The organism is Arthrobacter sp. H-02-3 (assembly GCF_003097355.1).
Lineage (GTDB): Bacteria > Actinomycetota > Actinomycetes > Actinomycetales > Micrococcaceae > Arthrobacter > Arthrobacter humicola.
In genome coordinates this window covers 73535-100210 of record NZ_PYUI01000015.1, presented here as the reverse complement: position 1 = coordinate 100210, position 26676 = coordinate 73535, and the positions used below count along the sequence as shown (strand labels likewise).

The window sequence follows — 26676 nt, the reverse complement described above, 5'->3', positions numbered from 1 at the left end:
CAACTGAATCAAAGGACGGCGCGATGCCCGGTATGTCTGAGACCCCCAATGCTGCACGGCAGGTTTCGGACGAACCGAGCCCGCGCCGTCTTTTGTCTTCCCAGAAGGTGTACGAAGGCAGGATCTGGGACGTCGTCAGTGACAGCTTCCAGCTCAACGACGACGGCGACACCCTCGTCCGGGACTACATCGACCATCCCGGTGCGGTAGCCGTTCTCCCGATGAACGACGCCGGCGACGTCCTGCTGCTCCGGCAGTACCGGCACCCCGTCGGCATGGATCTCTGGGAGATTCCCGCAGGGCTGCTCGACGTCGAAGGCGAGGACTTTGTCGTCGGCGCCGCCCGCGAGCTCGCCGAGGAGGCGGACCTGGTGGCGGACCGCTGGAACGTGCTGGCAGACTTCTTCAACTCCCCGGGGTCCTCCAGCGAGGCCATCCGCATCTACCTGGCCCGCGGCCTGAGGGAGGTGCCGGGACACGAGCGGCACGTCCGTACCGAGGAGGAAGCCGAAATCGAACTGCACTGGACGCCGCTGGACGAGGCCGTGCAGGCAGTGCTGGACGGCCGCCTCCACAACCCGTCCGCCGTCGTTGGCGTCCTTGCGGCGGCCGCCGCCCGCGCCGACAACTTCGCAAGCCTCCGCCCGGCCCACGCGCCTTGGCCGGCCCATCCCAGCCAGCGCCGATGACCGACGCGCTGATCGCCGGCCCGCAGACGCTGGAACCGCGCTCCCCGGCGCCGACGGTTCGGCCGCAGACGGAGATTGACCGCGCCATCACTGACTACCTGCAGCACATGGGGGTCGAACGCGGACTGGCGGCGAACACCCTCGCCGCGTACCGGCGGGACCTTGTCCGCTACGCGAGCTACCTCGCCCGTTCGGGCCGCCAGCGCCCGGCGGACGTCACCCGGCATGATGTCACCGGCTTCGTCCAGGCCTTGTCCGACGGGTCCGACGGAGGGTCCTCCCTCGGCGTCCGGTCCGCGGCACGCACCGTCGTGGCAGTGCGCGGTCTGCACAAATTCTGGGCGCTGGAAGGCATCACGCCCACCGACCCGGCCAGCGACGTCCACCCGCCGATGCCCGGCAAGCGCCTGCCCAAGGCGATCAGCGTCGGGGAGGTCACGAGGATCCTCGAGGCCGTCGGCACGGATACGGCCACCGGACTGCGTGACCGTGCCCTGCTCGAGTTCCTCTACTCCACCGGAGCCCGCATCAGCGAGGCCGTGGGCCTTGACGTCGACGACATCTCCTTGCACGCCTCGCGCAGGGCCGGTGACAGCGAGGGTCCCGCGATCGTGAGGCTCTTCGGCAAGGGGTCCAAGGAACGCCTCGTCCCGCTGGGATCATTCGGGGCACGAGCTCTCGACGCCTACCTCGTCCGCGGCCGGCCCCTGCTGGCCGCCAAGGGCAAGGGCACCCCGGCGCTATTCCTGAACGCCCGCGGCGGCAGGATCAGCCGGCAAAGCGCCTGGACCATCCTTAAGTCGGCCGCGGACAAGGCCAACATCACCAAGGACGTGTCACCGCACACCCTGCGGCACTCCTTCGCCACCCACCTGCTGGAGGGCGGTGCCGACGTCCGCGTGGTCCAGGAGCTGCTGGGGCACGCGTCGGTGACCACCACGCAGGTCTACACCCAGGTGACGGCCGATACGCTGCGGGAGATCTACGCCGCCGCGCACCCGCGCGCCCTGGGCTAGGACGGCCACCCGGGCCAACCGCGGCGGGGCGGCCCCAGCCACCGGGGCCGGGCGCTAATGTTGATCCATGAATTCGACAGCTGTCACTCTGTGCTTCCTGCTACGCGACGAAGCCGCCGGGACGCACGTCCTGCTCGGTACCAAGAAGACCGGGTTCGGCGTCGGGAAAATCGTAGGGCTGGGCGGGCACGTGGAACCGGGGGAGTCGCACGCCGAGGCTGCCTGCCGCGAAGTCTTCGAAGAATCCGGAATCGTGGTCGAAGAGCACGATCTCCGGGTCGCCGGGCTGATCGAATTCGTCTTTCCCGCCCGGCCGGAATGGAATATGTCCACGAGCCTGTTTACCACCCGCCGCTGGTCCGGCGATCCGATAGAAAGCCAGGAGATCATCCCGGAATGGTTCCGGGTGGCCGCCCTGCCGCTGGAGCGCATGTGGCAGGACGCCGAACACTGGCTCCCGTTGGCGCTTTCCGAGAACATCGTCGAGGCGATCATCACCCTCAACGACGACAACGAGACGGTGGCGTCCGCAGAATATTCTTTGCGGGGAGTGTAACCCCTGCCCGGCGGCCGGAAACAAGACAGGTATCCAGCAGTTCAGGAAACTTCTCATTTGGGGGATGCGTGCTTTCGGAGCGCGAATTGGCGTTCATCGCCATTCATAAAGACAGCTACCCGCGGGTGTACACGTTTGTACGCCGGCGGGTGGAATCAGCGGAGCTGGCGGAGGAACTTGCCGCGGACGTCTTCCGGGTGGTGTGGCAGAAGTGGGACGGCGCACCGCGGACAGATATCGCGTGGCTCCTGACGGTGGCCCGCAACCTGACCGGGAATGCGTACCGGAGCCGTGACCGGCAGGAGGCGCTTCAGGACAAGCTGCGTTCCGCAGCCGTGGTGCGGTTCGGCGATGACTCGGAGAATGTCGCAGTGCAGGACGCCATGGCGGCGCTGCGGGAGAAGGACCGGGACATCCTCCAACTGGCCTACTGGGACGAGCTAAGCATCACCGAAATCGCCGGCGTGCTGGGCTGCAATGAGTCCGCCGCCAAGGTCCGGCTGCACCGGGCCCGGGCGGCCTTTCGCAAGCAGATGCCGTCCGGCGCCGCAACGATGACACAGAAGATGGGTGCCTGAGATGGATCCGATCAAGAACATGATTTCCGCGACGGACCCCGTGCGCAACGATCCGTCGGTGCCCGACGGCGAGGCAGCCTTGCGTCGGATGCTCACCGAGCCGAGGGAGTTCAGCGACAGCCTGCCGCGCAATGTCGTCTCCCTGGCGGACCGGAAGCACCGTCGGGCCAGGCTCGCAGGTGTTCTGACGCTCGCCGCGGCCGCCGTCACCGCGGGAGTGCTCGTGGCGACGAACCTGGGCGCACTCACCACGGCCCCGGCACCGGCAAGTACCGTCACACCGACGGTGCCCGCGTCGCCGACGGTCTCAGCGTCGGCCTCTGCCAGCGCAACGCCAACGCCCACCCCGACGGCCACGGCAGCGGCGAGCCTGCCGGCCGCTGCCGGACCTGTCGCCTGTACGAAGGACAGCGTGGCCGGCGTTCAGAGCTGGTTCGCTGACCAGTTGCCCACCGCAAGGGTTGCGGCCTGCGCGGGAGACTGGATGGCCTTGAGCGTCCAGGCCTCAGGCGGCCAGGCCGACGCCGGCAGCTGGTTCTGGATGGCCAGGCTAGCTGACCGCAAATACGTCTTCGACGCTGCCCAACCATGGGCGAACGTGCCCGGCTGGGAGCAGGCGGCAGCGAACAACGACGGATTGACCGCCGAACAGTCCATGGACAGGGAATTTGCGGACAAGGGCATTCCCGTCGACCTCCGAAAGGCGCTGGTCGGGGCACCTGAGCCGGGAAGCCTTGCCGCCCGCGGGATCAAAACGTATGAAGAGTTGTCCACGGGCTACCGAGTCAGCTTTGACTATCCGGCGACGTGGAGCCTGGCCGACCCATCCGAGAGCATATCCATGTCAAACGGCCCCGGAACTGCCCTCAAAGACTCCACCGGCCGGGTCGTGGCTCGGCTGGCTGACGGCGACACCACTGACTGGAGCACTAGTGCCTGCCGCAACAATGCACCCTACAAGGTTCTTGACAGCCAGAGTATGCCGGAGCTGCCGTTCGACCCGGCCGCCCCGGCACAGGGCACACCGCGGTTCGTCTTCGTCGCCATGACATCGGCAGCCGATGACGGTGGCCCCGTCCAGGCTGGAATAGGAGTTACGAACCGCATTGCCGGACAGGACGGGATCGGTTGTGTGCTTGATTTCGCGGTGGGCGGACCCGGGGCCCTGAAGACGTACAGCTTTACGGATCGCCGTCCGCTTGGCGGCCCCGCGTGGGGCCTCTACAAATTCAAGACCATGGAGGAGGCTGCAGCCTTCACCCGCACCCAGGCCTACAAGGACCTCAAGACGGTCATCACCTCGCTGACCGTCACTAAGGTCGGCTAGGCCCAGTCCGCAGGCACAACGAAGCGGGCCGGCCACCTGAAAGGTGACCGGCCCGCCGTCGTGCGTCGTTCGAAAGTTACGGCAGGTGCCGTTCCTCGACGCCGTTGTACTCGCTCAGCGGGCGGATCAGGGAGTTCGATTCCAGCTGCTCCATGATGTGCGCCGTCCAGCCCGTGATGCGGCTGGCGACGAACAAGGGAGTGAAGGTGGGGGTGTCGAAGCCCATGAGGTGGTAGGTCGGGCCGGCCGGGTAGTCCAGGTTCGGCTTGATCGCCTTGGCCTCGTCCATCGCCGTTTCCAGCCCGTTGTACAGGCCCAGCAGCTCCGGGCGGCCGTAGTGCGCGATCATCTTGTCCAGGGCCGCCTTCATGGTGGGCACCCGCGAGTCGCCGTGCTTGTAGACACGGTGGCCGAAGCCCATGACCTTCCGCTTGTGAGCCAGGGCATCCTCCATCCAGGCTTTGGCCCGTGCGTGGGCCTCGTCCAGCGACTCCTCCTGCCGGATACCGATCTCGTCGAAGGTGTGCATGACGGCCTCGTTGGCGCCGCCGTGCAGCGGGCCCTTGAGCGCTCCGATCGCCCCGGTGACGGCCGAGTGCAGGTCCGAGAGCGTTGAGGTGATCACGCGGGCCGTGAAGGTCGAGGCGTTGAACGAGTGCTCGGCGTAGAGGATCATCGAGACGTTGAAGGCGTCCACGACTTCCTGGACCGGTTCCTCGCCGAAGGCCATCCAGAGGAAGTTTGCCGAGTAGCCCAGGTCGTCGCGGGGCGCCACGACGTCCTGACCGTGCCGGCGGCGCTGGTCGTAGGCCACAATCGCCGGCATCGCCGCGAAGAGGTCGATCGCCTTGGCCATGTTGGCCTCGCGCGAGGAGTCCTCGGCGAGCGGGTGCCGTGCGCCCATGACGGAGGCTGCCGTGCGGCAGACGTCCATCGGGTGCGACGTGGTGGGCAGCGCGTCCACCACTTGTTTCACGACCGGATCGATGGGACGGCCGGCGCGTTCCCGTGCGGTGAACTCGGCCAGCTGCTCCGCGGTGGGCAGTTCGCCGTTCCAGAGCAGGTAGGCGACTTCCTCGAAGCTGCACTTGGCTGCCAGTTCCTGGACGGGGTAGCCGCGGTAGAGCAGCGAGTTGGTGTCCGGGTTGACCTTGGAGACCGCGGTGTAGTCCACCACGACGCCGGCGAGGCCCTTCTTAATGTCCTGTTCAGCCATGCTGAAACTCCTTTGTTCCTAACGCCTGTATACCGGCACGTGCCGGCGGTTCCATGCGGGGCTTACTGACCTGGGATATGGAAATTAAAGACTCCGGTATCGAATCGGTTGTAAGCCTCATAATCAACGAGATCGTACAAACGCGCACGGGTCAGCATGCTCCCAACCTGTGCCTCTTGGGTTCCGTCGGCCTTAATCGATTCCAGAGTACGCTCCGCAGCCCCCATGGCACTACGGAGAAGGGTGACCGGATAGATCACCATGTTGACGCCGACCCCAGCGAGCTCGTCCACCGTGAACAGGGCGCTCTGGCCGAATTCGGTCATGTTGGCCAGGATCGGGACGTCGACGGCGTCGCGGATCGCCTGGAATTCGCTCAGGTCCTTCATGGCCTCCGGGAAGATCGCGTCGGCCCCGGCCTCTACGAGGGCCTTGGCCCGGTCCTGGGCGGCCTGGAGACCGTCGGTGGCCCGGATGTCAGTCCGGGCCATGATCAGGAAGTTCGGGTCGCGGCGGGCGTCGGCCGCGGCGCGGATCCGCTTGGTCGCGGTCTCGAGGTCCACCACGTTCTTGCCGTCGAGGTGGCCGCAGCGCTTCGGATTGAACTGGTCCTCGATGTGGCAGCCGGCCAGGCCGGCGTTCTCGAGTTCCTGGACGGACCGTGCCACGTTCATCGGCTCGCCGAAGCCCGTGTCGGCGTCCACGATGGACGGCAGGTCGGTCATCCGGGCGATCTGCCCGGCCCGGGTGGCGACCTCGGTGAGCGTGGTCAGTCCGATGTCCGGCAGGCCGAGGTCGTTGGCCAGGACGGCGCCGGAAATGTAGACGCCGGCGAAGCCCTTTTCCTCGATCAGCCGGGCCGAGAGCGGGTTGAACGCGCCCGGGAACTGCTGGATGGTGCCGGAGGCCAGGAGCTCCCGGAACCGGATCCGCTTCTGCTCCGGCGTGGTCTTCGAGTACAGCATTAGAAGAGTCCCTTCGGGGCGGCGGCGAGGTCGATCACGCCGTCGGCCGCCTGGATGTTCAGCTGGTCAAGCTCACCGGCGGCGAGCTCCGGAAGCCGCGCGGCGGCGGCGAGGAAGCGCTCGATCTCCTCGTCGGCCACGAGGCCGGCGGCGAGGGTGCGGAACTTGTTGACGTACTGCTCCCGCGCGAAGGGCCGGGCACCCAGCGGGTGGGCGTCGGCGACGGCGATCGACTCCGTGATGACGGTGCCGTCCTTGAGCGTGATGACCACGGTGCCGCCGAACGCCTTCTCGGCGATGTCCAGGGAGTGGTAGCGGCGGGTCCATTCCGGGTCCTCGACCGTGGTGACCTTGTGCCAGAGTTCCACAGTGTCCGGGCGGGCGGCGCGTTCCGGGGCATAGGAATCGACGTGGTGCCACGCGCCGTCCTGCAGGGCGACGGTGAAGATGTACGGGATGGAGTGGTCCAGGGTTTCGCGGCTGGCCGTGGGGCTGTACTTCTGCGGGTCGTTGGCGCCGGAGCCGATCACATAGTGCGTGTGGTGGCTGGTCTTGATCAGCACGGAGTCGACGTTGGCCGGGTCCGTGACCTCGGGGTGCTCGCCGTGCAGCTTGCGCGCCAGGTCGATCCACGCCTGCGCCTGGTACTCGGCCGAGTGCTCCTTGGTGTAGGTGTCCAGGATGGCGCGCTTGGCCTCGCCGGCCTCGGGCAGAGGCACCATGTACGAGGCGTCCGGGCCATCGAGCATCCAGGCGATCACGCCGTCTTCGCCCTCGTAGATCGGCACGGGGGAGGTCTGGCCGCGCATGGCACGGTCCGCGGATTCGACGGCCATCTTGCCGGCGAACGCGGGGGCGTGCGCCTTCCAGGTGGAGATTTCGCCCTTGCGGGACTGCCGGGTGGCGGTGGTGGTGTGCAGGGCCTGGCCGACGGACTGGAAGATGGTCTCGACGTCGAGACCCAGCAGGGTGCCGATGCCGGCCGCCGCGGAGGGGCCGAGGTGGGCCACGTGGTCGATCTTGTGCTTGTGCAGGCAGATGGCCTTGACCAGGTTGACCTGGATTTCGTAGCCGGTGGCGATTCCGCGGATCAAATCATGTCCACTGGAGCCGACGTGCTGGGCGACGGCGAGGATCGGCGGAATGTTATCGCCCGGGTGGGAGTAATCCGCGGCCAGGAAGGTGTCGTGGTAGTCGAGCTCACGGACCGCGACGCCGTTGGCCCAGGCGGCCCACTCCGGGGCTACGCGCTCTTCGATGCCGAAGACCTTCGATCCCTTGCCGCCGGTGGTCGGGCCGTGGGTGAGGGCCTGGGCCCGGGCCGCGACGATGGGGGCACGGTTCAGCGAGGCGATCGCCACCGAGGCGTTGTCGATGACGCGGTTGATCACCATGTCGGTGACGTCAGCGGTGACGTCCACGGGATCCGCGGCGACCTTGGCGATCTTGTAGGCAAGCTGGTCCTCGCGGGGCAGGTTTTCCTCGCTCTTGTAAACGCGGACGTGGTGTTCCTTGACCATGGTGCTCCTTCTAGTGAGGTGTGTGCGTGGCTTTGACGTGGGAAAGGCTGCGGTGCAGGTGAAGCGTGGTGGCGGCCTCGGCCAGCCGCGGGTTGCCGGCGGCGATTGCCTCGGCGATCGCGGCGTGCTCGGCAGCGGCGGCGGTGAGCCGGGCGGCGTCGTCGGCGGCCAGACGCCGGACGCGCACGAGGTGGACGCGGAGGCTGCGCATGGCCTGGACGAGGTAGGCGTTGGAGATCGCGGCGTCGATGGCCGCGTCCAGCCGCCCGACGAGCTCGTAGTACTCATGCAGGGCCGGGTCCTCGCCGCCGATCAGTTCCGGGGCTTCGATCAGCTCGCGCCGGAGCTGGTCGAAGGTGGCCCGGTCGCCGCGCTCGGCGGCCAGGGCGGCAGCCTTCCCTTCGAGGGTTTCGCGCAATTCGAACAGTTCGTCGATGTCGTCCAGCGAAATATCGGTCACGACGACGCCGCGGCCGCCCGCCGTCGTCGTCAGCCCTTCGGCCGTGAGCCGGCTCAGGGCCTCGCGCAGCGGGGTTCGCGAGATGCCCAGACGCTCCGACTGTTCCACCTCCGCGAGGACTGTGCCGGGCAGGAGGCGCCATTCGATGATGTCGTCGCGCAATGCCGCGTAAGCCCTATCGCTGGCTCGCATCCTGCCTCCTTCGCTGCTGGGCCCTTTGGGGGTGGCCACAAACCAGTGTATACACGCAAGGGCACTTTGCCCAGTAGTCGGCGGATAAAGCGCAGAAATCAGTCGTTCTTGTATACATAAGCCTTGTGGTGGCCGTCCGCCACGGTTTACTATGGGCTGCATCACACCGTCGTGGACAGGATGTATCTCATGGTCACCAAGAGCTACCGGGACGCCTACAAACGTAGCCTCGAACAGCCCGCAGAGTTCTGGCTGGACGCTGCCCGGGGGATCTCCTGGTCCACCCGGCCCCAACAGGCCCTCGATGCCAGCAGGGCGCCGCTCTACGACTGGTTTCCGGATGGCGTCCTGAACACGTCCTACAACGCGCTCGACCGGCACGTGGCGGAGGGCAGGGGCGCACAGGACGCCCTGATCTACGACTCCGCCATGCTCGGCACGCAGAAACGCTTCAGCTATGCCGAACTGACGGAGCTTGTGGCCCGGTTCGCCGGTGTCCTGCGCCGCAGCGGGGTCGGCAAGGGCGACCGTGTGGTGATCTACATGCCGATGATCCCCGAGGCCGCCATCGCGATGCTGGCCACGGCCCGGCTCGGCGCCGTGCACTCCGTGGTATTCGGCGGCTTTGCCCCGAAAGAGCTCGCCGCCCGCATCCGGGACGCCGCCCCCGCGGCCGTGGTGACGGCGTCGGGCGGTATCGAACCCACGCGCCGGATTGAATACCTGCCCGCCGTCGCGGAGGCCCTCGGCATCGCCGGCGCCCCGGACACCCCGGTGCTGGTCAAGGCCAGGGAGGGCTTCGCAGCGTCGGTGACCGACCGCCCCGGGTGGCTCGACTGGGACACCGAGATGGCTTCCGCCGAGCCCGCCGCGCCTGTCGATGTGAAGGCGTCTGATCCCCTCTACATCCTCTACACCTCGGGCACCACGGGCGCGCCGAAGGGCGTGGTGCGGGACAACGGCGGCCATGCCGTGGCCCTGAGCTGGACCATGGCGAACATCTACGACGTCGCACCCGGCGACGTCATGTGGACGGCCTCGGACGTCGGCTGGGTGGTGGGGCACTCCTACATCGTGTACGGGCCGCTCCTGGCCGGCGCCACCACGGTGCTGTACGAGGGAAAACCGGTGGGGACCCCCGACGCCGGCGCATTCTGGCGGGTGATCCAGGACCACAAGGTCAACGTGCTGTTCACCGCGCCCACCGCTCTGCGGGCCATCCGGAAAGCCGACCCCGAGGCGCAGCTGCTCAAGAACTACGACATCTCCAGCCTGCGCACGCTCTTCGCCGCCGGCGAGAGGCTGGACACCGACACCTTCCACTGGGCCTCCCGGGTCCTCGGCGTCCCCGTGGTGGACCATTGGTGGCAGACCGAGACGGGCTGGGCCATCTGTGCCAACCCGCGCGGCCTGGGCGGGCTGCCGATCAAGGCAGGATCGCCCAGCGTCCCGATGCCCGGCTTCAGGCTCAACGTCGTCGACGGCGGGGGCGAGGACGTCGAGGCCGGCACGGAAGGAAACATCGTCCTGGAGTTGCCGCTCCCGCCGGGCACCCTGACTACGCTCTGGCGCAACGACGAACGCTACATTTCCTCCTACCTCCAGGCATTCGAGGGCTACTACGCCACGGGCGACTCCGGCTACCGGGACGAAGACGGCTATCTCTTTGTCATGGGCCGCACCGATGACATCATCAACGTCGCCGGACACCGGCTCTCCACCGGCGCCATGGAACAGGTGATCGGCCAGCACCCCGCCGTCGCGGAATGCGCCGTGATCGGCCTCGCCGACCCGCTCAAGGGCCAGCGGCCCAGCGGCTACGTGGTGCTCAAATCCGGGGTGGACATCCCGGAAGAGATCCTGGTCAAGGACCTCATCGCCCTGGTCCGGCGGGACATCGGCGCCGTGGCCGACTTCAAGCACGTCACCGTGGTGGAGGCCCTGCCCAAGACCCGCTCGGGAAAGATCCTGCGCAAGACCATGCGCCAGATCGCCGACGGCGACGAGTACGTGGTGCCGTCCACGATCGAGGACGCCGGCGTGATTGATCGGCTGCTGGGAACTCTGCGCCCCGCCGCTGCCGACTGACGGGCGAGCCCGCATCACGCAGGGCAGGCTTTTGGGCTCCTCCGCAGGCCCTTCGTAAGGCACGACGGCGGGAATCCGCCGTCGTGCCGAAATAGTCATCCCGAAACTCTGCGCTGCGTGATGCCCGGTGGGGGAGCGGCCGCGGGGCAGTGCTGGTTATGGCCGCGCCGCTGCCGGCGGACGGTTCCAGCGGTATTCGTTCTCCGGGCGGCCGGGAGTGCCGTAGCGTGCGGCGCGGGAAACTGTGCCGGCGTCGGCAAGGTACTCGAGGTAGCGCCGCGCGGTGACTCTGGACATGCCGAGTGCCGCCATGACCTCGCTGGCTGACACCGCCCCGGACTGCCGCTCGATGAAGTCCTTGACGGATTCCAGCGTGGAGACGGACAAGCCCTTGGGCAGCGACACTTCGGAAGGGGCCCGCAGGCTCGCAAATGCCTGGTCCACATCACTTTGGGAGGCGCCGGCCCCGGGCTTTCCCGTCCGGGGGCCGGCGAGCTGTTCCCGGAACAGCCGGTAGCTGGCGAGTTTGTCCGCGAACGTGGCGTAGGTGAAGGGCTTGATCAGGTACTGGACCACGCCCGTGGCCACCGCGCTGCGGACGATGTTCAATTCCCGCACGGCGGTGATGGCGATGATGTCCGCGAAGAGTCCGGCCGCCCGCATGCGGCGTGCGATGTCCAGCCCGTGCAGGTCCGGGAGGTTCATGTCCAGCAGCACCAGCTCCACCGGGTTGCCCGCCGCCGCAAAGTCCGTGAGCAGGCGCAGGGCGGACTGCCCGTCGGGCGCGGTGCCGGCCAAGGTGAAACCGTCAAGCCGCTCGATGTAGGCGGCGTGCGCCGCGGCGGCGATGGGCTCGTCTTCGACGACGAGCACCCGGATGTCGCTCATGGCTGTTCCTCTGTTGTGACCGGCGGTGTTGTAACCGGCAGCGTGACGCGGAATAGAGCTCCGGCGGGGCTGGTGATTGTCATGGTACCGCCCAGTCGATGCACGGCCTGGCGGACCAGGGCCAGGCCCAGGCCCCGCCCGAAGGGTCCCGGCGTCTTTGTGCTGAAGCCGTGCCGGAAGACGTCGTCCACGGCCGCGGGGTCAATTCCCGGTCCGCTGTCCTCCACCGTGATCTCGAGGGCGGCCCCGGTGGTCACGACGGACAGCTCCACGAGCCTGGGAGGCGGTGCCTCGGCCGCGGCGTCGATCGCGTTGTCCAGCAGGTTCCCCAGGATAGCCACGAGGTCCTGCACGGCGAGCCCTGTCACGGCCGTGGATCCGCTGGTGTTGAGGGTCAGTTCGACGCCGCGTTCGTGCGCTTCGGCCGCCTTGCCCATGATCAGGGCGCCGAGTACCGGTTCCTCGATGGAACCCACCAGGTCATCGGTCAGGCGCTGGCTCAGTTCCAGGTCCTTCGTGGCGAAGTCGAGTGCCTCGGGGGCCCGCCCCAGTTCCATCAGGGAGACGATCGTGTGGAGCCGGTTGGCGTGCTCGTGGGTCTGGGCGCGCAGGGCGTCTGAGAGCGTACGCATCGTTTCCAGTTCGCTGCCGAGGGATTCAATTTCGGTCCGGTCCCGGATGGTTGCCACCGTCCCGTAGACGTGGGCGCCGTGGACGGGGGCGCCGGCAGCCGCTCTCCGCTGGCGGCCCGCGGCCGATGCAGGGCCAACCGCCGGCCCCTGGTTTACCACCAGGACCCGGGATCCGGTCAGGTGGATCTCATCGAGGGCGGTCCGTCCTGATTCGAAGAGTTCCTTGAGGCTGGGTGCAAGCGGCATATCCGAGAGGGACGGCGCCGTCTGGCGCCCGCGTCCTGCGGTGCCGGCAGCGGGATGGCCGTCGGAAGACTGCTTAGGCAGCCCCAGCAGCTCGGCGGCCTGGTCGTTGTACATCACCACTTTGCCCTTGGGATCGATCAGGATCACGCCCTCACGCACCGAATGCAGCACCGATTCGTAGTAGGCGAAGAGCTGGCCCAATTCCTCGGGACCCCAGCCGCGGGTCACCCGGCGCAGGTACCGCCCCAGGAGCCACGACGCCACAGAACCGACCACCAGCAGCGCCAGGGCAATGGCCAGCAGCGCCGGCAGCCTGCTGGAGACCGCCACATCCACCGTCCGGACGGTCACGCCCGCGGCCACGAGCGCCCGGACCTTGCCGTCGGCATCCTTGACCGGGGCGATGGTGCGCACCGACGGGCCGAGGGTGCCGGCCACGACCTCCGTGAACACCCGTCCGCTGAGGGCCTCATCGATCGACCCGATATAGGGCTTGCCCAGTTCCTCGTCCCGGGGATGCGTCCACCGGGTCCGGTCCGGCGCCATGATCGTGATGAAATCCGCGTCGGCATCGTTCATGACCTTCAAGGCATACGGCTGGAGTAGGGCGGACGGGTCGGCGGCGCTCGCCGCCTGCACGACGAAGGGAGCGTCCGCCACCGCGGTGGCAATGCCTTCCATCCGGCGTCCGGCCTCGTCGTAGGCATGATCGCGGGCGTCGACGAAGGTGGCCGTTCCCACGATCGCCGTCAGCGCCACGATGAACAGCAGTTGGGCCACAAACAGCCTCCGCGCGATGCTCCAGCGGTGGATCATCAACACCTTCCATGACCAATATGAACGCAAGGGTGATGTGCGTCACCCCGTCATCAATGATGGGTTACACACACGAACGGCCGCGAGGACCACAGCCGGGACCGCGCGAAAGTCCAGCCTATCCAAGGAGAACACCATGGCCTCTCAACGAGGAGAGTCAGTAGCACCGGCGGCAACGCCGGCCAAGAAGCGCAAGGGGCTCGATAAGTCCCACTACCTGTACATTGCAGTCATCGTCGCCGTGATCGCAGGTGCCCTCGTCGGGCTGCTGTTCCCCGAGGCCGCCAAATCCCTCAAGCCGCTGGGTGACGGTTTCATCAAACTCATCAAGATGATGATCGGCCCGGTGATCTTCTGCACCATCGTCCTGGGCATCGGCTCGATCGCCAAGGCCGCCACCGTCGGCAAGGTCGGCGGCTTGGCCCTCATCTACTTCATGGTGATGTCCACCTTCGCCCTGGCCATCGGCCTGGTCGTCGGCAACCTGATCCATCCGGGCGCGGGCCTCAACCTCGCCCCCTACGATCCGAACAAGAAGGCGGCCGTCGACAGCACCGTCGACTTCCTGCTAGGCATCATCCCGGGCGACATCCCCGTCCTGCCGACCCTCCTCGCCGCGATCCTGGTGGGCTTCGCCCTGCAGAAGATGGGCCCGCAGGGAGCCCCGATCCTCAAAGCCGTCGGCTACGGACAGGCCCTGGTGTTCCGCATCCTCATCATGATCATGTGGCTGGCCCCGGTCGGCGCCTTCGGTGCGATCGCCTCCGTCGTCGGTGCCACCGGCGTGCAGGCCATCTTCAGCATGTTCACGCTCATGGCCGCCTTCTACATCACCTGCGCACTGTTCATCGTGGTGATCCTCGGTGGCCTGCTCAAGGTGGTCGCAGGCGTCAACATCTTCCGGCTCATGAAGTACCTGGCCCGTGAGTACCTGCTGATCTTCTCCACCTCATCCTCGGAAGCTGCGCTGCCCCGCCTGATCGCGAAGATGGAACACCTCGGTGTGTCCAAGCCGGTCGTGGGCGTGACGGTTCCCACCGGCTACTCCTTCAACCTGGACGGCACGGCCATCTACCTGACCATGGCATCGCTCTTCGTCGCCAACGCCATGGGCACGCCCCTGGACCTGGGCGCCCAGATTTCGCTGCTGATCTTCATGATCATCGCCTCGAAGGGCGCCGCCGGTGTCACCGGTGCCGGTCTCGCCACCCTGGCCGCCGGACTGCAGGCACATGCCCCGCAGCTGCTGGGCGGCGTGGGCATGATCGTGGGCATCGACCGATTCATGTCCGAGGCCCGGGCACTGACCAACTTCACCGGCAACGCCGTGGCCACCGTGCTGATCGGCACCTGGGTCAAGGAGATCGACGGCGGCCGGGTGGACCGCGTGCTTGCCGGTGCCGAGCCGTTCGACGAAGAGACCATGATCGCCGGCCACGGCCCGGCCCCGGAGCCGCAGGCCGAGCCGGTCCCGACCGCCCCGGCCTACGCGTAGCCGGGTACGCCTGACCCGCCAATCACGGAATACTGCCCGGACGCCCACCAGCGTCCGGGCAGTTTCTTTACCGCTGCGGACCGGGGGTCCCGCCACGGCGGCCCGGCGTCCCGCTCGACGCTGCCATTCCATTTCCGGCAGTAACCTTCGACTTCTACCGGAAGGTCAAGGCTCAGATGACGGCGGTTGTCAAGGTCCGCCGAATACCGTGTCGGGCGCTGTAACCTTGGGAGGAAACACGCTCGGCTCCGGAGCCTAGTCCGGGAGCTTGGCGAGCAATACCGAGCACGACAATCACCGTCATCGAAAGTGTGGATAGATACGTGAGCAGCGAACAGGGTTCAGCAACTCTGGAAGGCACCGAACTCGATCTGGAAGACGCCGTCATGGGCCCCACCGGGCGCCCCCAACGCGACTTTCCGGAGCCCGCGCCGCTGTCCTCCCACGGCCCTGCGCGGGTTATCGCCATGGTGAACCAGAAGGGCGGAGTGGGTAAAACCACGTCCACCATCAACCTCGCCGCCGCCCTGGCCGAATACGGCCGCCGCGTGCTCCTGGTGGACTTCGATCCGCAGGGTGCCCTGTCCGCAGGCCTGGGCACCAACCCGCACGAGCTCGACCTCACCGTCTACAACGTGCTGATGGACCGCAAGGTGGACATCCGCGACGCCATCCAGAAGACCGGTGTGGAGAACGTGGATCTGCTGCCGGCCAACATCGACCTCTCCGCCGCCGAAGTGCAGCTGGTCAACGAGGTCGCCCGCGAGCAGGTCCTGGACCGTGCACTGAAGAAGGTGGAGGACGACTACGACGTCGTCCTGATCGACTGCCAGCCCTCGCTCGGGCTCCTGACCGTCAACGCGCTCACCGCCGCCCACGGCGTCATCATTCCGCTGATCTGCGAATTTTTTGCCCTGCGCGCCGTCGCGCTGCTCGTGGAAACCATCGACAAAGTCCAGGACCGGCTCAACCCGCGACTGCAGGTGGATGGCGTCCTCGCCACGATGTACGACGCCCGGACCCTGCACGGACGCGAGGTGATCGCCCGCCTCGTCGAGGCCTTCGGCGACAAGGTTTTCGAAACCGTCATCAAGCGCTCCATCAAGTTTGCCGACGCCACGGTGGCGGCCGAACCCATCACCACCTACGCGGGCAACCACGTCGGTGCAGACGCCTACCGCCGCCTGGCCAAAGAGTTGATTTCGCGCGGCGGCGCGCCCTAGCCAGGAACATGGCAGGCGCCTTCTCTCCGCCGGCGGAGCTCGACATGCCCGTGCAACCCGCGGATCCGGCAGTTGCTGCGGTTCCGGAAGTTGCTGAGGTCCCGGCAACGCCGGAAGGCCCGGACGGCCCCGCCGGGAAGAAGCCCGGATTCGAAGTGCGCCTCGTTAACTTTACCGGTCCCTTCGACCTCCTGCTCGGCCTGATCTCCAAGCATCAGCTGGACATCACCGAGGTGGCGCTGTCCACCGTCACTGACGAATTCATCAAGTACATCAGGGGCCTGCAGCGGCTGGGGGAGGAGTGGGCCCTCGATGAGGCCAGCGAATTCCTGGTGATTGCGGCCACCCTCCTGGACCTCAAGGCGGCCCGGCTGCTGCCCGCGGGCGAGGTCGAGGACGAGGAGGACATCGCCCTGTTGGAGGCCCGCGACCTCTTGTTCGCGCGGCTGCTGCAGTACAAGGCCTTCAAGCAGGTGGCCGGCATGATCGGCTCGACCCTCGAGCTCGAAGCCCGGCGCTTCCCCCGGCAGGTAGCCCTGGAGGGGCACTTCGCGGCCCTGTTGCCGGAATTGCTTTGGCGGCACACCCCGGAGCAGTTCGCCGGTTTGGCCGAAGCCGCCCTCAAGCCCAAGGAAGCGGCCCCCACTGAAGTGGGCCTGGCGCACCTGCACGGCACGCCCGTGAGCGTCAAGGAACAGGCCGAGCTGCTGGGAAACAGGCTGCGGCTGGGCACGCCGCTGACGTTCCGGGCGCTGATCGCCGACGCCGAATCCACCCTGGTGGTGGTGGCGCGGTTCCTGGCGCTGCTGGAGCTGTTCCGCGACCGCGCAGTGGGCTTTGACCAGCTGCTGCCGCTCGGGGACCTGACCGTGCACTGGACGGCCGATTCCCACGGGTGGAGCAGCGAAAATCTGAGTGAAGAATATGAGGACCAGCCGTGAACGAACGACTCCCTGAGGCGCCGCGGGGCGAAGCCGAAGACGCCGGACCGGACGCGGGGCCCGAAGCAGGGCCGGACACGGGACCCGACCTCGCCAGCCTGCCCGGCGGCGCCCGCGCGGCCCTCGAAGCTGTCCTGATGGTGATCGACGAGCCGGCCACCCCCACGGCCCTGGCGGCCGGACTGAACCTGACGGTCGACGTCGTCGACTCCCTGCTGGCTGAACTGCAGCGGGAGTATAACGGCTATACTGTTAATGCCCCGGATGCGGTCGTCGCCAGCCAGACCAGTAGCAACACTGGCAATACTGACGGCAACAATGCCGCCCCCCGGGGTTTTGAATTGCGGAATATCGCCGGAGGCTGGCGGATCTATTCCCGTGCGGAGTTCGCCGAGATCGTGGGCGGGTTCGTGCTGGAGGGCCAAACAGCCAGGCTGACGCAGGCGGCGCTCGAAACGCTCGCCGTCATCGCTTACCGCCAGCCCGTTTCAAGGGCGCGGGTGTCTGCAATTCGAGGAGTCAATGTTGACTCTGTCGTGCGGACGCTGACGCAGCGTGGGCTGATCGAGGATTCGGGAACCGATCCCGAGTCCGGAGCAATCCTGTACCGGACGACATCGTATTTCCTTGAGCGGATGGGAATCGGCTCGACGGCTGAATTGCCGCAGCTTTCCCCCCACCTTCCAGGCTTGGAAGGCATCGAGGAGTTTTACGACGCAGGAAGAATGTAAGCAGTATCAGTGCAGGCAAACGCCTGCACACGAGTATCCACCGGGCAGAACAATTTGCCCGGCCGGCGGGTGTTGTCGGGAGACAGCGGCCGCAGGCCACCAACGTAAGGACGGGTCATGACACAGGCGGGACGCCAGGGTTCACCACGTAACAGTTCGGGACGCAACAGCGCCGGACAAAGCAGTGCCGGACGCAGCAGCGCCGGTCAAGGCAAGACCGGCCAGGGCGGCACCGGCCGCGGCCCGGTCCAGGGCGGCGCCCCGCGCGCAGCCGGCGGCAAGGGAGGCCGTGACTTCTCCAAGGGTGGCGGCGACCGCCCCTTCAAGCACCCCAAGCCTCGCGAAGAGGCCTTCATCGATCCGGACCTGCAGGCTCCCGGCGCCCCGGCGTCCCGGCCGGCCTCCGGTGACTGGAAGTCGAAAGGTCCGACCGGCACGGGCGCGGCCCGCAAGCCCGGAGCCAGGAAGCCCGGTTTCGGCAAGGAGCCCGGCACTCCCGGTGCGCTCAAGCCCAAGCCGCGCACCGGCGCCGCCAGGGCTGCCGGCCCCCGCGCCTTCGGCAGCGAACGTTTCGGCCAGAACCTCGGACCGGTGCGTAAGCCCGCCCGCAACCGCGGACCGCGCCGCGAGGTGCCTCAGTCTGAGCTGCACGACGCCGACGGCATCCGCCTGCAGAAGGTCATGGCCTCCGCCGGCGTCGCCTCGCGGCGTGTCTGCGAGGAAATGATCGCCGAAGGCCGCGTCGAGGTCGACGGCCACGTCGTCACCGAGCTCGGCATGCGCGTTGACCCGAAGACCGCCGTGATCCACGTCGACGGCCTGCGAATCCAGCTGGACGAGAACATGGTCTACATGGTCTTCAACAAGCCCAAGGGCGTTGTCTCCACCATGGAGGACCCGGACGGCCGCCCCTGCGTCAGCGACTTCGTGCGCAACCACCATGGCGAACGCCTCTTCCACGTGGGCCGTCTCGACGTCGCCACCGAAGGGCTGCTGCTCTTGACGAACGACGGCGAACTCGCCAACCGCCTGACGCACCCCTCCTACGAAGTGCCCAAGACCTACCTCGTGCAGGTCCGCGGTCCGTTCCCGCAGGGCATTGGCGCCGAACTCAAAGCTGGCGTCGAGCTCGAAGACGGCATCGCCTCGGTGGATTCCTTCAAGCTCGTGGACTCGACTCCGGGCCACGTGCTGATTGAGGTCGTGCTGCACTCGGGCAAGAACCGGATCGTCCGGCGCATGTTCGACGCTGTCGGCTTCCCCGTGCTGCGCCTGGTCCGCGTCAAGGTTGGTCCCATCGGGCTGGGCGACCAGCGCCAGGGCAGCATTCGCAACCTCGGCAAGCAGGAAGTCGGCCACCTACTGGCATCTGTGGGGCTGTAGGCATGTCCGCCTTTCGCATGCACGGCCGCGGACACCTCAACGGTCCGGTGGTCGTTCTGGGCGCCGGGCTCCTGGGCACCAGCATCGGGCTGGGGCTGCGGGGGCGCGGCGTTGCCGTGTTCCTCTCGGACCCTTCGCCCACCAACCAGGCCGTCGCCGTCGACATCGGCGCCGGCCTGCCGTTGGCGCGCCTTGACGGGGAACAGCCGGAGCTCGTCGTGGTAGCTGCGCCGCCGGACGTCACGGCCGACGTCGTGGCCAAAGCGCTGCAGGACTACCCGGACGCCGTCGTGGTGGACATCGCGAGCGTGAAGGCAAGTATCCTGGCCGACCTCCGCGGTCGCGGAGCCGACCTGGGCCGCTACGTGGGTACCCACCCGATGGCCGGCCGCGAGAAATCCGGCCCCGTCGCAGCCCGCGGCGAGCTGTTCACATCCATGCCGTGGGTTGTGTGCCCGGGGGAAGAAACGCTGCCGGAGTCCCTGCAGGTGGCGCGTGCGCTGGCCGTCGACCTTGGCGCCGTCGTGTCCGAATTCGCCGCCGACGAACACGACGAAGCCGTGGCGCTGGTGTCCCACCTGCCGCAAGTGATGTCCTCGCTCGTGGCCAGCCGACTGCAGGGCACCCCCCTGCACGCGCTGTCTCTGGCCGGAAACGGCCTGCGGGACGTCTCCCGGATCGCCGCGAGCGATCCAACGCTCTGGGTCCAGATCCTGGGTGCGAACGCGGACAAGGTGGTTGCGATCCTGCACGGGGTCCGCGAGGACCTCAACCGGCTGATCGCCACGCTGGAGGCACCGACCGCCCCCGGTGCCCGGCTGGACCTTGCCCAGCTGATCAGCGAAGGCAACGCCGGCCAGTCCCGGATTCCGGGCAAGCACGGCGGACCCCCGCAGGCCTACTCGTGGCTGACGGTCCTGGTGGACGACACGCCGGGCCAGATCGCGAAGCTCCTGACGGAGATCGGCGAGATCGGCGTCAACGTCGAGGACCTGCGTCTCGACCACTCCTCGGGACAAAACGTGGGCATGGTGGAAATTTCCGTCCTGCCGAACAAGCACGACCTCCTGATAGAAGCCCTTAACGACCGTGGATGGCGGGTACTCCAGTAATGACCCAGGAACTCATCGAGACAGTGACCGTGGTCCGCCCCGGAAAAAGCCTTGTGGTCGCCATCGACGGCCCCTCCGGCTCCGGCAAGTCCAGCGTCAGCAAAGAGGTGGCCCGACGGCTCAAGCTGGCCTACCTCGACACCGGTGCGATGTACCGCGCCCTGACATGGTTCTGCCTGCAGAACGGCACGGACCTGGAGGACCGCGCCGCCGTGGAGGCCGCGTCCAAGGCCCTGCCGCTGGAGGTCAGCACGAGCCCGCAGGAAGAATATGTCCGCGTCGGCGGTGACGACGTCACGCTCGCCATCCGCGAGCCCGCCATTTCCGCCGCTGTCAGCGCCGTCGCCACCACCCTGGGCGCGCGCACGGAGCTGATCCGCCGGCAGCGCGAACTGATCGAAAAGCACCACCGCCGCATGGTGGTGGAGGGCCGGGACATCACCACCGTCGTCGCGCCCGGGGCCGAGGTGCGGATGCTGCTCACCGCCAGCGAAGAAGCGCGGCTGCGCCGCCGCGGCATCCAGCTGGGCGGGAGCCAGAATGCCGAGCAGCTGGCGGCCCAGGTCACCCGCCGCGACGCCAAGGATTCCACCGTGGTGAACTTCACCACGGCCGCCGACGGCGTCGTCACCCTGGATTCCTCGGACCTGGACTTTGACGAGACGGTTCAGGCCGCCCTCGACATCGTGGACACCGTCATCAACCACCCGGCCGTCAAGCCAAGCGTCGTCCAGCCAAACAGCGTCCAGCACAGGGCCGCCCACGTTGACTGACGGGCGCACCGGAACGCCGGCGACACTGCAGGCCTCCCTGCCCGGCCGCTGGACGACGGCGTGGAGTCGGCCCGTGGGCTGGCTCCTGGACCACATCGTCTACCGCACCTCGGTGACGGGCCGGTCCAACGTCCCGGCCACCGGACCTGTGATTTTCGCCGGCAACCACATCAGTTTCCTCGACGGGCCCGTCATGTTCGGCGCCTCGCCCCGGGCCATGCACATCCTCGTCAAGCAGGAGATGTTCACCGGGTTCCTCGGCCGGGTGCTCACGGCGTCGGGCCAGCTGCCCGTCGACCGCCGAGGCGGCCGTGCGGCGCTGACCGCGGCCCGGAGCCTGCTCGACGCCGGACGGTGCGTAGGGATTCTGCCCGAAGGCACGCGGGGGAGCGGTGCGGCGGCCGCGATCAACAACGGCGTCGCCTGGCTGGCGCTCAGCTCCGGCGCCACCGTTGTGCCCGTGTCCATCCTGGGCACAAGGATTGGCGGCGAACACCTGGACAGTGTTCCCGCACCCCGCCGCCGGCTGCATGTCAGCTTCGGCGGGGCCATCAACGTCAGCCGCAGACCCGGTGAGACCGGGCGTGTTTCAATGGACAGGGCGGGAACCGAAATCCGGGCCGCGCTGGCCCGCCATGTCCAGGACTCGATCCAAAGAACCGGGCAGCCCTTGCCCCACGCGGAATCCCCGCACCAACGTCATGAAGCAGTAGCCGGGACGCCGGCAGATCACCACCTAAGGAAAGTGCAATGAGCGATACGACTCAAACCTCCGGCAATTTCGGCGCCGGCGAAGACGAATACACGCCCACCGGCACCGACCAGGTGGCTGAGCACCTCGCCGCCCTGGACGACGATGAGGCGGAGCTCCGCGCCGCCTCCCTGCGGGCCGGCTTGGACGACTACGAGCTGGACGAGGACGATGCCGCCCTGCTGAGCGGCCACTTCGACGACGAGGACTTTGACGGTCCGGTCAAGCTCGATCCTGTCCTGGCCATCATCGGCCGGCCCAACGTCGGCAAGTCCACCCTGGTCAACAGGATCCTGGGCCGCCGCGAGGCGGTCGTCGAGGACACCCCCGGCGTCACCCGCGACCGCGTCATGTACTCGGCGCACTGGAACGGCCGCAACTTCACCGTGGTGGACACCGGCGGATGGGAACACGACGCCCGCGGCATCCACGCCCGTGTGGCAGAGCAGGCCGAGATGGCTGTGGAACTCGCGGACGCCGTCCTGTTCGTCGTCGACTCCGCCGTGGGCGCAACCGCCACCGACGAAGGCGTCATGAAGATGCTGCGCAAGTCGAAGAAGCCGGTCATCATGGTGGCCAACAAGGTCGACGACTTCGCGCAGGAAGCCGACTCCGCAACCCTCTGGGGCCTGGGCTTCGGCGAACCGTACCCCGTCTCGGCCCTGCACGGCCGCGGCGTGGCCGACCTCCTGGACCACGTCATGGACACGCTCCCGGAGTTCTCCACGATCGAAGGCCTTGAGCGCTCCGGCGGACCCCGCCGCGTCGCCCTCATCGGCCGCCCGAACGTCGGCAAGTCTTCCCTGCTGAACAAGCTCGCCGGTTCCGAGCGTGTGGTGGTGGATAACACCGCCGGCACCACCCGCGACCCGGTCGATGAGTTCATCGAACTCGGCGGACGCACGTGGAGGTTCGTGGACACCGCCGGCATCCGGCGGCGCCAGCACATGGCCCAGGGTGCCGACTTCTACGCCTCCCTGCGGACGCAGAGCGCGCTTGAAAAGGCCGAGGTCGCCGTCGTGCTCCTGGCCGTGGATGAGGTGCTCAGCGAGCAGGATGTGCGCATCCTGCAGCTCGCCATCGAATCCGGCCGCGCCCTGGTGCTCGCCTTCAACAAGTGGGACCTCCTCGACGATGAGCGCCGCCGGTACCTCGAACGCGAAATCGACCAGGACCTCGCGCACGTGGCCTGGGCCCCGCGCGTCAACATCTCCGCCAAGACCGGCTGGCACAAGGACCGGCTGGTCCCGGCCCTGGACACCGCCCTGGAAAGCTGGGACAAGCGCATCCCCACCGGTCGCCTCAACGCGTTCCTCGGCGAACTCGTGGCAGCACACCCGCACCCGGTCCGCGGCGGCAAGCAGCCCCGCATCCTGTTCGGCACGCAGGCTTCCAGCCGGCCGCCGAAGTTCGTGCTCTTCACCACCGGATTCCTGGATCCCGGATACCGCCGCTTCATCACCCGACGGCTCCGCGAAACCTTCGGTTTCGAGGGCACGCCGATCGAAGTCAACATGCGTGTACGCGAAAAGCGTGGCAAGAAACGTTAATTCCGACACACCTTGCCGTGACAGCGCGAAATTGTCACAGGCACCCTCCGGGATCGTGTAAGCTTTTGGAGGTGGTTCGGCCGGACTGCTTGGAAGAAATCCTGGAGATAAACCAGGACGCCTTCCGGGCGGAGAACGGTGGAACCAGCGGGCTGTAGCGCAGCTTGGTAGCGCACTTGACTGGGGGTCAAGGGGTCGCAGGTTCAAATCCTGTCAGCCCGACCAACAGAAAGAACCCCGCCATTCCTGACAAAGGAATGGCGGGGTTTTCTGCTTCCCGGACTAGTTCCGTGTCCAGCCCGTGTCCAGTCCGTATTCAGGCAAGTTTTCCCAAAGGTGAGGCTCGGTAACCTGCACTCAGCATCGCAGGAACAGCGCCATCGGGGCGGCGGTCAGGCCGCATCCCGGGCCGCCGGCAACTGCAGACGAAGGATCGGGTCTTTCACCCGACATGAATACCTCGGCTGGGCGGGTAGACGAATGAACACACTGTTGCGGGCCGGCGTGATGGCCGCGCTGAATGTCTTGGTTCTGGGACTGGTCGTTGGCGCGAGTCCAGCTTCCGCGGTTACCTGCCAGCCCGGGACGCCGGCGCCCACCAACCAGTACCCGGGAAAGACCGTGGTGGCCGCCAACTTCGAGTCCGGCAGCATCACCGCCGAAGGGTTCGGAACGCCCGTCACGGGCGGGACCGGCACGGCTGGCGTCTCCTCCGCCCAGCAGCACTCCGGACTCTGTTCGGCGTACCTGCACGTGACCACCGATGCGACGTCCCTGGCCAATTTCTCGGCCCCGCTGCCGTCCGGCAGCGACGAGGTTTACACGGACGGCTGGTTCAACATCACCCGGGCCGGCCTGGCGGGCAACGATGTCCCCTATTTCAGGTTCTTCAATGGCAGCACCAGAATGCTGGATGTGTTCCGTAGCAACGACAACGGCGACCTGGTGCTGCGGGTGACGTCCCCTACCCAGGCCGGGGTATTCTCGTACCAGACGCTGTCGCCCAACGTTCAACTGGGTACATGGCACCACCTGGTCATGCACGTGGTGGCCAACGGAGGGTCCTCCACCGTGCAGGTGTGGTTCGATGACCTGCCGCTCTACTCGAGCAAGACTGTCGCCACGGGCTTTAGTGCGGTCACCCGGATACAGCTGGGCGCCGAGCACCTGCAGCAGTCCGGCGACAGTTACATCGATGATGTGGTCATCAAGGCAGGCACAGCGGGGGCGACCACCCCGCAGCTTCCCGGGACTTACACCCCGGTGCCCCCGACCAGGGCCCTGGACACCCGGAACAGCTCACCGGTGGGTGCGAATTCCGCGGTGTCGTTCCAGGTCGCGGGGGTCAACGGGATCCCTGCATCGGTTTCGGCGGTGGTGTTCAACCTGACGGTGACCCAGCCCCGGTCCGTCGGCTTCATCACGGCCTACGCCTCCGGCGCCGCGCGGCCCAATGCGTCCAACCTGAACTTCTCTGCCGGCCAGACGGTACCGAACCTGGTCACCGTCCCGGTGGGAGCCGACGGCAAGGTCGCCCTGTTCAACAGTTCCTCCGGGTCCTCCCAGCTGATCGCTGACGTGACGGGCTATTACGTCACCGGAACGCCGGCGACGGCCGGTTCCTTCAAGAGCCTCTCGCCGGCCCGGCTCCTGGACACCCGGAACTCCTCGGCAGTCGGCGCGAATTCCGCAGTCTCCTTCCAGGTCGCGGGAGCCAACGGAATCCCCGCCTCGGTCGCGGCCGTGGTGTTCAACCTGACGGTGACCCAGGCGAAGTCCCTGGGCTTCGTGACCGCGTACGCGTCCGGTGCGGCCCGGCCCAATGCGTCCAACCTGAACTTTTCCGCCGGTCAGACGGTCCCGAACCTGGTCACGGTCCCGGTCGGGTCCGACGGCAAGGTGACGCTGTTCAACAGTTCCTCGGGCACGTCCCAGCTGATCGCCGACGTCGCCGGCTACTACCTGCCCGGCACACCGACCGCGACGGGCGCCTTCAAGGCGGCCGGCCCCACCCGGATCCTGGACACCCGGAACACCGCACCCGTCGCAGCCAATACAGCGGTATCCGTCCAGGTCGCAGGCGCCAACGGCGTCACCACCGGTGCCCTGGCAGCCGTGTTCAACCTCACCGTCACCTCGCCCACGTCCTTCGGCTTCATCACCGCCTACCCGAACGGTTCCGGGCTGCCGAATGCGTCCAACCTGAACTTCTCCGCCGGACAGACCGTGCCGAACCTGGTCTCGGTGGCGCTCGGCCCGGACGGCAAAGTGTCACTGTTCAACCGGTCCTCCGGATCCGCCCAGCTCATCGCCGACCTCGCGGGGTACTTCCTCCCCTAGAAGCGCATACAAACAGTTGCCCCGCCGTTCCCGGACATGACCGGTAACGGCGGGGTTTTCTGTTGCCCGGACACTTCCGGATCGGCCTATACTTTCAGCGGCGGATAGAACAAACTGCTGCCGCCGCCACAGGTGATTGACCCGACGAAAGGCCCGTCATGAGCATCATTCCCGAAGAACTGTCCTACACCGCAGAACACGAATGGGTTTCGGCCCCCAACGCCGACGGGGTTGTGCGCGTGGGCATCACCGATTTTGCCCAGGACGCCCTCGGGGATGTCGTGTACGCCCAGATGCCCGAAGTCGGGACAACCATCAAGGCCAACGACGTCGTCGGCGAGGTCGAATCCACCAAGAGCGTCAGCGACATCTACGCCCCGGTGACGGGTGAGGTCGTGGCCCGGAACGAGTCCCTGGACACCGATTCCGCCCTCATCAACTCCGATCCCTACGGAGAGGGCTGGCTGATCGAAATCAAGCTCGCGGAGGCCGACGCGGTTGAGTCGCTGCTCAGTGCATCCGAGTATGAACAGCAGGTAGGCTAAAGACATAGGTCGTTCGGGCCGGGTCGCGGGGGAGTGTTGTTGGCATGACAAGACACAGCCCCGCCCCGCCGAAAGGCTGATTACCGGGACTGCGAGGCTTTCCCGGACGGCATGCGTTGTTTGCAGGGGGGACACCTGCAACGAATGAGGAGGACTCAATGTTTGGGCACGAACGGAACGACACCGGTGACGGTTACGGCACGGGTGGAGTGAAAGCTTCGGAGACCACGTCGATCAACCTCACTCCAGTGCGCGACGAACCCACCTTCACCCCGAAGCTCTCCGCAGAGGAGCGGGCCGCGGTCGAAGCCCTGCCCTTCGGATCGGCCCTGCTCGTGGCCCACAGCGGCCCCAACGCCGGAGCGCGCTTCCTGCTGGACTCCGACGTCACGACGGCGGGCCGCCACCCGGACGCCGACATCTTCCTCGACGACGTCACCGTGTCCCGCAGGCACGTTGAGTTCCGCCGCACCGCGCGCAGCTTTGAGGTAGTGGACACCGGTAGCCTCAACGGCACCTACGTGAACCACGACCGCGTCGACGCCGTGGAACTGAAGTCCGGCAACGAGGTCCAGATCGGAAAGTTCCGCCTCACCTTCTACCTGAGCCCTGCCCGCGCAGCAGGCAACGTCTGATTCCGGGG

At 67.2% G+C, this 26676-nt stretch carries 24 protein-coding genes and 1 tRNA gene; 19 read left to right on the top strand and 6 right to left on the bottom strand.

What is annotated here, in order from left to right:
• Positions 1 to 23: 23 nt before the first annotated feature.
• From C9424_RS14800 to C9424_RS21695, 5 genes are all read left to right on the top strand, one after another.
• Complete coding sequence (locus C9424_RS14800) at positions 24 to 689, top strand: NUDIX domain-containing protein (protein WP_116767563.1); 666 nt, start codon at positions 24 to 26, stop codon at positions 687 to 689.
• Complete coding sequence (gene xerD, locus C9424_RS14795; RefSeq protein ID WP_272914152.1) at positions 686 to 1705, top strand: site-specific tyrosine recombinase XerD; 1020 nt, start codon at positions 686 to 688, stop codon at positions 1703 to 1705. The genes C9424_RS14800 and xerD overlap by 4 nt, the downstream gene beginning before the upstream one ends.
• A 67-nt stretch (positions 1706 to 1772) precedes the next feature.
• Positions 1773 to 2261, top strand: a complete 489-nt coding sequence (locus tag C9424_RS14790) for an 8-oxo-dGTP diphosphatase (protein ID WP_116767560.1) — start codon at positions 1773 to 1775, stop codon at positions 2259 to 2261.
• A gap of 68 nt (positions 2262 to 2329) precedes the next feature.
• A complete protein-coding gene (locus C9424_RS14785; protein WP_116767558.1) occupies positions 2330 to 2839 on the top strand; it encodes an RNA polymerase sigma factor in 510 nt (169 codons plus the stop codon).
• A complete protein-coding gene (locus C9424_RS21695; RefSeq protein ID WP_202615886.1) occupies positions 2832 to 4166 on the top strand; it encodes a hypothetical protein in 1335 nt (444 codons plus the stop codon). The genes C9424_RS14785 and C9424_RS21695 overlap by 8 nt, the downstream gene beginning before the upstream one ends.
• A 76-nt stretch (positions 4167 to 4242) precedes the next feature.
• On the opposite strand, the gene C9424_RS14775 is transcribed toward C9424_RS21695, so the two are convergent.
• From C9424_RS14775 to C9424_RS14760, 4 genes are all read right to left on the bottom strand, one after another.
• Positions 4243 to 5382, bottom strand: coding sequence for a bifunctional 2-methylcitrate synthase/citrate synthase (locus tag C9424_RS14775; RefSeq protein WP_116767556.1), 1140 nt, complete (start codon positions 5380 to 5382; stop codon positions 4243 to 4245).
• 62 nt (positions 5383 to 5444) lie between these two features.
• Positions 5445 to 6347, bottom strand: coding sequence for a methylisocitrate lyase (prpB, locus tag C9424_RS14770; protein ID WP_091255778.1), 903 nt, complete (start codon positions 6345 to 6347; stop codon positions 5445 to 5447).
• Entirely contained in the window at positions 6347 to 7867 is a 1521-nt protein-coding gene (locus tag C9424_RS14765) for an MmgE/PrpD family protein (RefSeq protein ID WP_116767554.1), read from the bottom strand. The genes prpB and C9424_RS14765 overlap by 1 nt, the downstream gene beginning before the upstream one ends.
• 10 nt (positions 7868 to 7877) lie before the next feature.
• A complete protein-coding gene (locus C9424_RS14760; protein WP_116767553.1) occupies positions 7878 to 8519 on the bottom strand; it encodes a GntR family transcriptional regulator in 642 nt (213 codons plus the stop codon).
• Between the two features lie 189 nt (positions 8520 to 8708).
• Between C9424_RS14760 and C9424_RS14755 the strand changes: the two genes are divergently transcribed.
• Entirely contained in the window at positions 8709 to 10607 is a 1899-nt protein-coding gene (locus tag C9424_RS14755; protein ID WP_116767551.1) for a propionyl-CoA synthetase, read from the top strand.
• A 156-nt stretch (positions 10608 to 10763) separates the two neighbouring features.
• On the opposite strand, the gene C9424_RS14750 is transcribed toward C9424_RS14755, so the two are convergent.
• Complete coding sequence (locus tag C9424_RS14750; protein ID WP_116767550.1) at positions 10764 to 11495, bottom strand: response regulator; 732 nt, start codon at positions 11493 to 11495, stop codon at positions 10764 to 10766.
• Positions 11492 to 13189, bottom strand: a complete 1698-nt coding sequence (locus C9424_RS14745; protein WP_116767549.1) for a sensor histidine kinase — start codon at positions 13187 to 13189, stop codon at positions 11492 to 11494. Before C9424_RS14745 ends, C9424_RS14750 begins: the two co-directional genes overlap by 4 nt.
• Positions 13190 to 13325: 136 nt before the next feature.
• On the opposite strand from C9424_RS14745, the gene C9424_RS14740 reads away from it, so the two are divergent.
• The 13 genes from C9424_RS14740 to C9424_RS14680 all read left to right on the top strand — a co-directional run bounded on the left by C9424_RS14740 (position 13326) and on the right by C9424_RS14680 (position 26668).
• The gene (locus C9424_RS14740) at positions 13326 to 14684 is read left to right on the top strand and encodes a cation:dicarboxylate symporter family transporter (protein WP_116767548.1); all 1359 of its coding nucleotides are present in this window, start codon (positions 13326 to 13328) and stop codon (positions 14682 to 14684) included.
• Between the two features lie 323 nt (positions 14685 to 15007).
• The gene (locus C9424_RS14735; protein ID WP_018772307.1) at positions 15008 to 15907 is read left to right on the top strand and encodes a ParA family protein; all 900 of its coding nucleotides are present in this window, start codon (positions 15008 to 15010) and stop codon (positions 15905 to 15907) included.
• 44 nt (positions 15908 to 15951) lie between these two features.
• Entirely contained in the window at positions 15952 to 16848 is an 897-nt protein-coding gene (locus C9424_RS14730) for a segregation and condensation protein A (protein ID WP_237563475.1), read from the top strand.
• A complete protein-coding gene (scpB, locus tag C9424_RS14725; RefSeq protein ID WP_442862045.1) occupies positions 16845 to 17579 on the top strand; it encodes an SMC-Scp complex subunit ScpB in 735 nt (244 codons plus the stop codon). The genes C9424_RS14730 and scpB overlap by 4 nt, the downstream gene beginning before the upstream one ends.
• A gap of 117 nt (positions 17580 to 17696) precedes the next feature.
• Positions 17697 to 18962, top strand: a complete 1266-nt coding sequence (locus tag C9424_RS14720; RefSeq protein ID WP_116767547.1) for a pseudouridine synthase — start codon at positions 17697 to 17699, stop codon at positions 18960 to 18962.
• Between the two features lie 2 nt (positions 18963 to 18964).
• Positions 18965 to 20074 carry a prephenate dehydrogenase gene (locus C9424_RS14715; protein ID WP_116767546.1) on the top strand — a complete coding sequence of 370 codons (1110 nt, stop codon included), beginning with the start codon at positions 18965 to 18967 and terminating at the stop codon, positions 20072 to 20074.
• Positions 20074 to 20847 (top strand): (d)CMP kinase, encoded by a 774-nt coding sequence (gene cmk, locus C9424_RS14710; protein ID WP_237563474.1) that lies wholly within the window; start codon positions 20074 to 20076, stop codon positions 20845 to 20847. Before C9424_RS14715 ends, cmk begins: the two co-directional genes overlap by 1 nt.
• 73 nt (positions 20848 to 20920) lie before the next feature.
• Positions 20921 to 21601: a lysophospholipid acyltransferase family protein gene (locus C9424_RS14705; RefSeq protein WP_116767544.1), complete on the top strand. Its 681-nt coding sequence runs from the start codon at positions 20921 to 20923 to the stop codon at positions 21599 to 21601.
• A complete protein-coding gene (gene der, locus C9424_RS14700) occupies positions 21598 to 23148 on the top strand; it encodes a ribosome biogenesis GTPase Der (RefSeq protein WP_116767542.1) in 1551 nt (516 codons plus the stop codon). Before C9424_RS14705 ends, der begins: the two co-directional genes overlap by 4 nt.
• 148 nt (positions 23149 to 23296) lie before the next feature.
• Positions 23297 to 23373, top strand: a tRNA-Pro gene (locus tag C9424_RS14695).
• A 255-nt stretch (positions 23374 to 23628) separates the two neighbouring features.
• Complete coding sequence (locus C9424_RS21690) at positions 23629 to 25488, top strand: hypothetical protein (RefSeq protein WP_202615885.1); 1860 nt, start codon at positions 23629 to 23631, stop codon at positions 25486 to 25488.
• Between the two features lie 158 nt (positions 25489 to 25646).
• Complete coding sequence (gcvH, locus tag C9424_RS14685) at positions 25647 to 26033, top strand: glycine cleavage system protein GcvH (RefSeq protein WP_091255083.1); 387 nt, start codon at positions 25647 to 25649, stop codon at positions 26031 to 26033.
• Positions 26034 to 26191: 158 nt separating this feature from the next.
• The gene (locus C9424_RS14680) at positions 26192 to 26668 is read left to right on the top strand and encodes an FHA domain-containing protein (RefSeq protein ID WP_091255088.1); all 477 of its coding nucleotides are present in this window, start codon (positions 26192 to 26194) and stop codon (positions 26666 to 26668) included.
• Positions 26669 to 26676 lie beyond the last annotated feature (8 nt).

Coding starts and splice junctions, on each gene's coding strand:
- C9424_RS14800 (WP_116767563.1), top strand. CDS start 24: ATGCCCGGTATGTCTGAGACCCCCAATGCTGCACGGCAGGTTTCGGAC.
- xerD (WP_272914152.1), top strand. CDS start 686: ATGACCGACGCGCTGATCGCCGGCCCGCAGACGCTGGAACCGCGCTCC.
- C9424_RS14790 (WP_116767560.1), top strand. CDS start 1,773: ATGAATTCGACAGCTGTCACTCTGTGCTTCCTGCTACGCGACGAAGCC.
- C9424_RS14775 (WP_116767556.1), bottom strand. CDS start 5,382: ATGGCTGAACAGGACATTAAGAAGGGCCTCGCCGGCGTCGTGGTGGAC.
- prpB (WP_091255778.1), bottom strand. CDS start 6,347: ATGCTGTACTCGAAGACCACGCCGGAGCAGAAGCGGATCCGGTTCCGG.
- C9424_RS14765 (WP_116767554.1), bottom strand. CDS start 7,867: ATGGTCAAGGAACACCACGTCCGCGTTTACAAGAGCGAGGAAAACCTG.
- C9424_RS14760 (WP_116767553.1), bottom strand. CDS start 8,519: ATGCGAGCCAGCGATAGGGCTTACGCGGCATTGCGCGACGACATCATC.
- C9424_RS14755 (WP_116767551.1), top strand. CDS start 8,709: ATGGTCACCAAGAGCTACCGGGACGCCTACAAACGTAGCCTCGAACAG.
- C9424_RS14750 (WP_116767550.1), bottom strand. CDS start 11,495: ATGAGCGACATCCGGGTGCTCGTCGTCGAAGACGAGCCCATCGCCGCC.
- C9424_RS14745 (WP_116767549.1), bottom strand. CDS start 13,189: ATGATCCACCGCTGGAGCATCGCGCGGAGGCTGTTTGTGGCCCAACTG.
- C9424_RS14740 (WP_116767548.1), top strand. CDS start 13,326: ATGGCCTCTCAACGAGGAGAGTCAGTAGCACCGGCGGCAACGCCGGCC.
- C9424_RS14730 (WP_237563475.1), top strand. CDS start 15,952: ATGCCCGTGCAACCCGCGGATCCGGCAGTTGCTGCGGTTCCGGAAGTT.
- C9424_RS14720 (WP_116767547.1), top strand. CDS start 17,697: ATGACACAGGCGGGACGCCAGGGTTCACCACGTAACAGTTCGGGACGC.
- C9424_RS14715 (WP_116767546.1), top strand. CDS start 18,965: ATGTCCGCCTTTCGCATGCACGGCCGCGGACACCTCAACGGTCCGGTG.
- cmk (WP_237563474.1), top strand. CDS start 20,074: ATGACCCAGGAACTCATCGAGACAGTGACCGTGGTCCGCCCCGGAAAA.
- der (WP_116767542.1), top strand. CDS start 21,598: ATGAGCGATACGACTCAAACCTCCGGCAATTTCGGCGCCGGCGAAGAC.
- C9424_RS21690 (WP_202615885.1), top strand. CDS start 23,629: ATGAACACACTGTTGCGGGCCGGCGTGATGGCCGCGCTGAATGTCTTG.
- gcvH (WP_091255083.1), top strand. CDS start 25,647: ATGAGCATCATTCCCGAAGAACTGTCCTACACCGCAGAACACGAATGG.
- C9424_RS14680 (WP_091255088.1), top strand. CDS start 26,192: ATGTTTGGGCACGAACGGAACGACACCGGTGACGGTTACGGCACGGGT.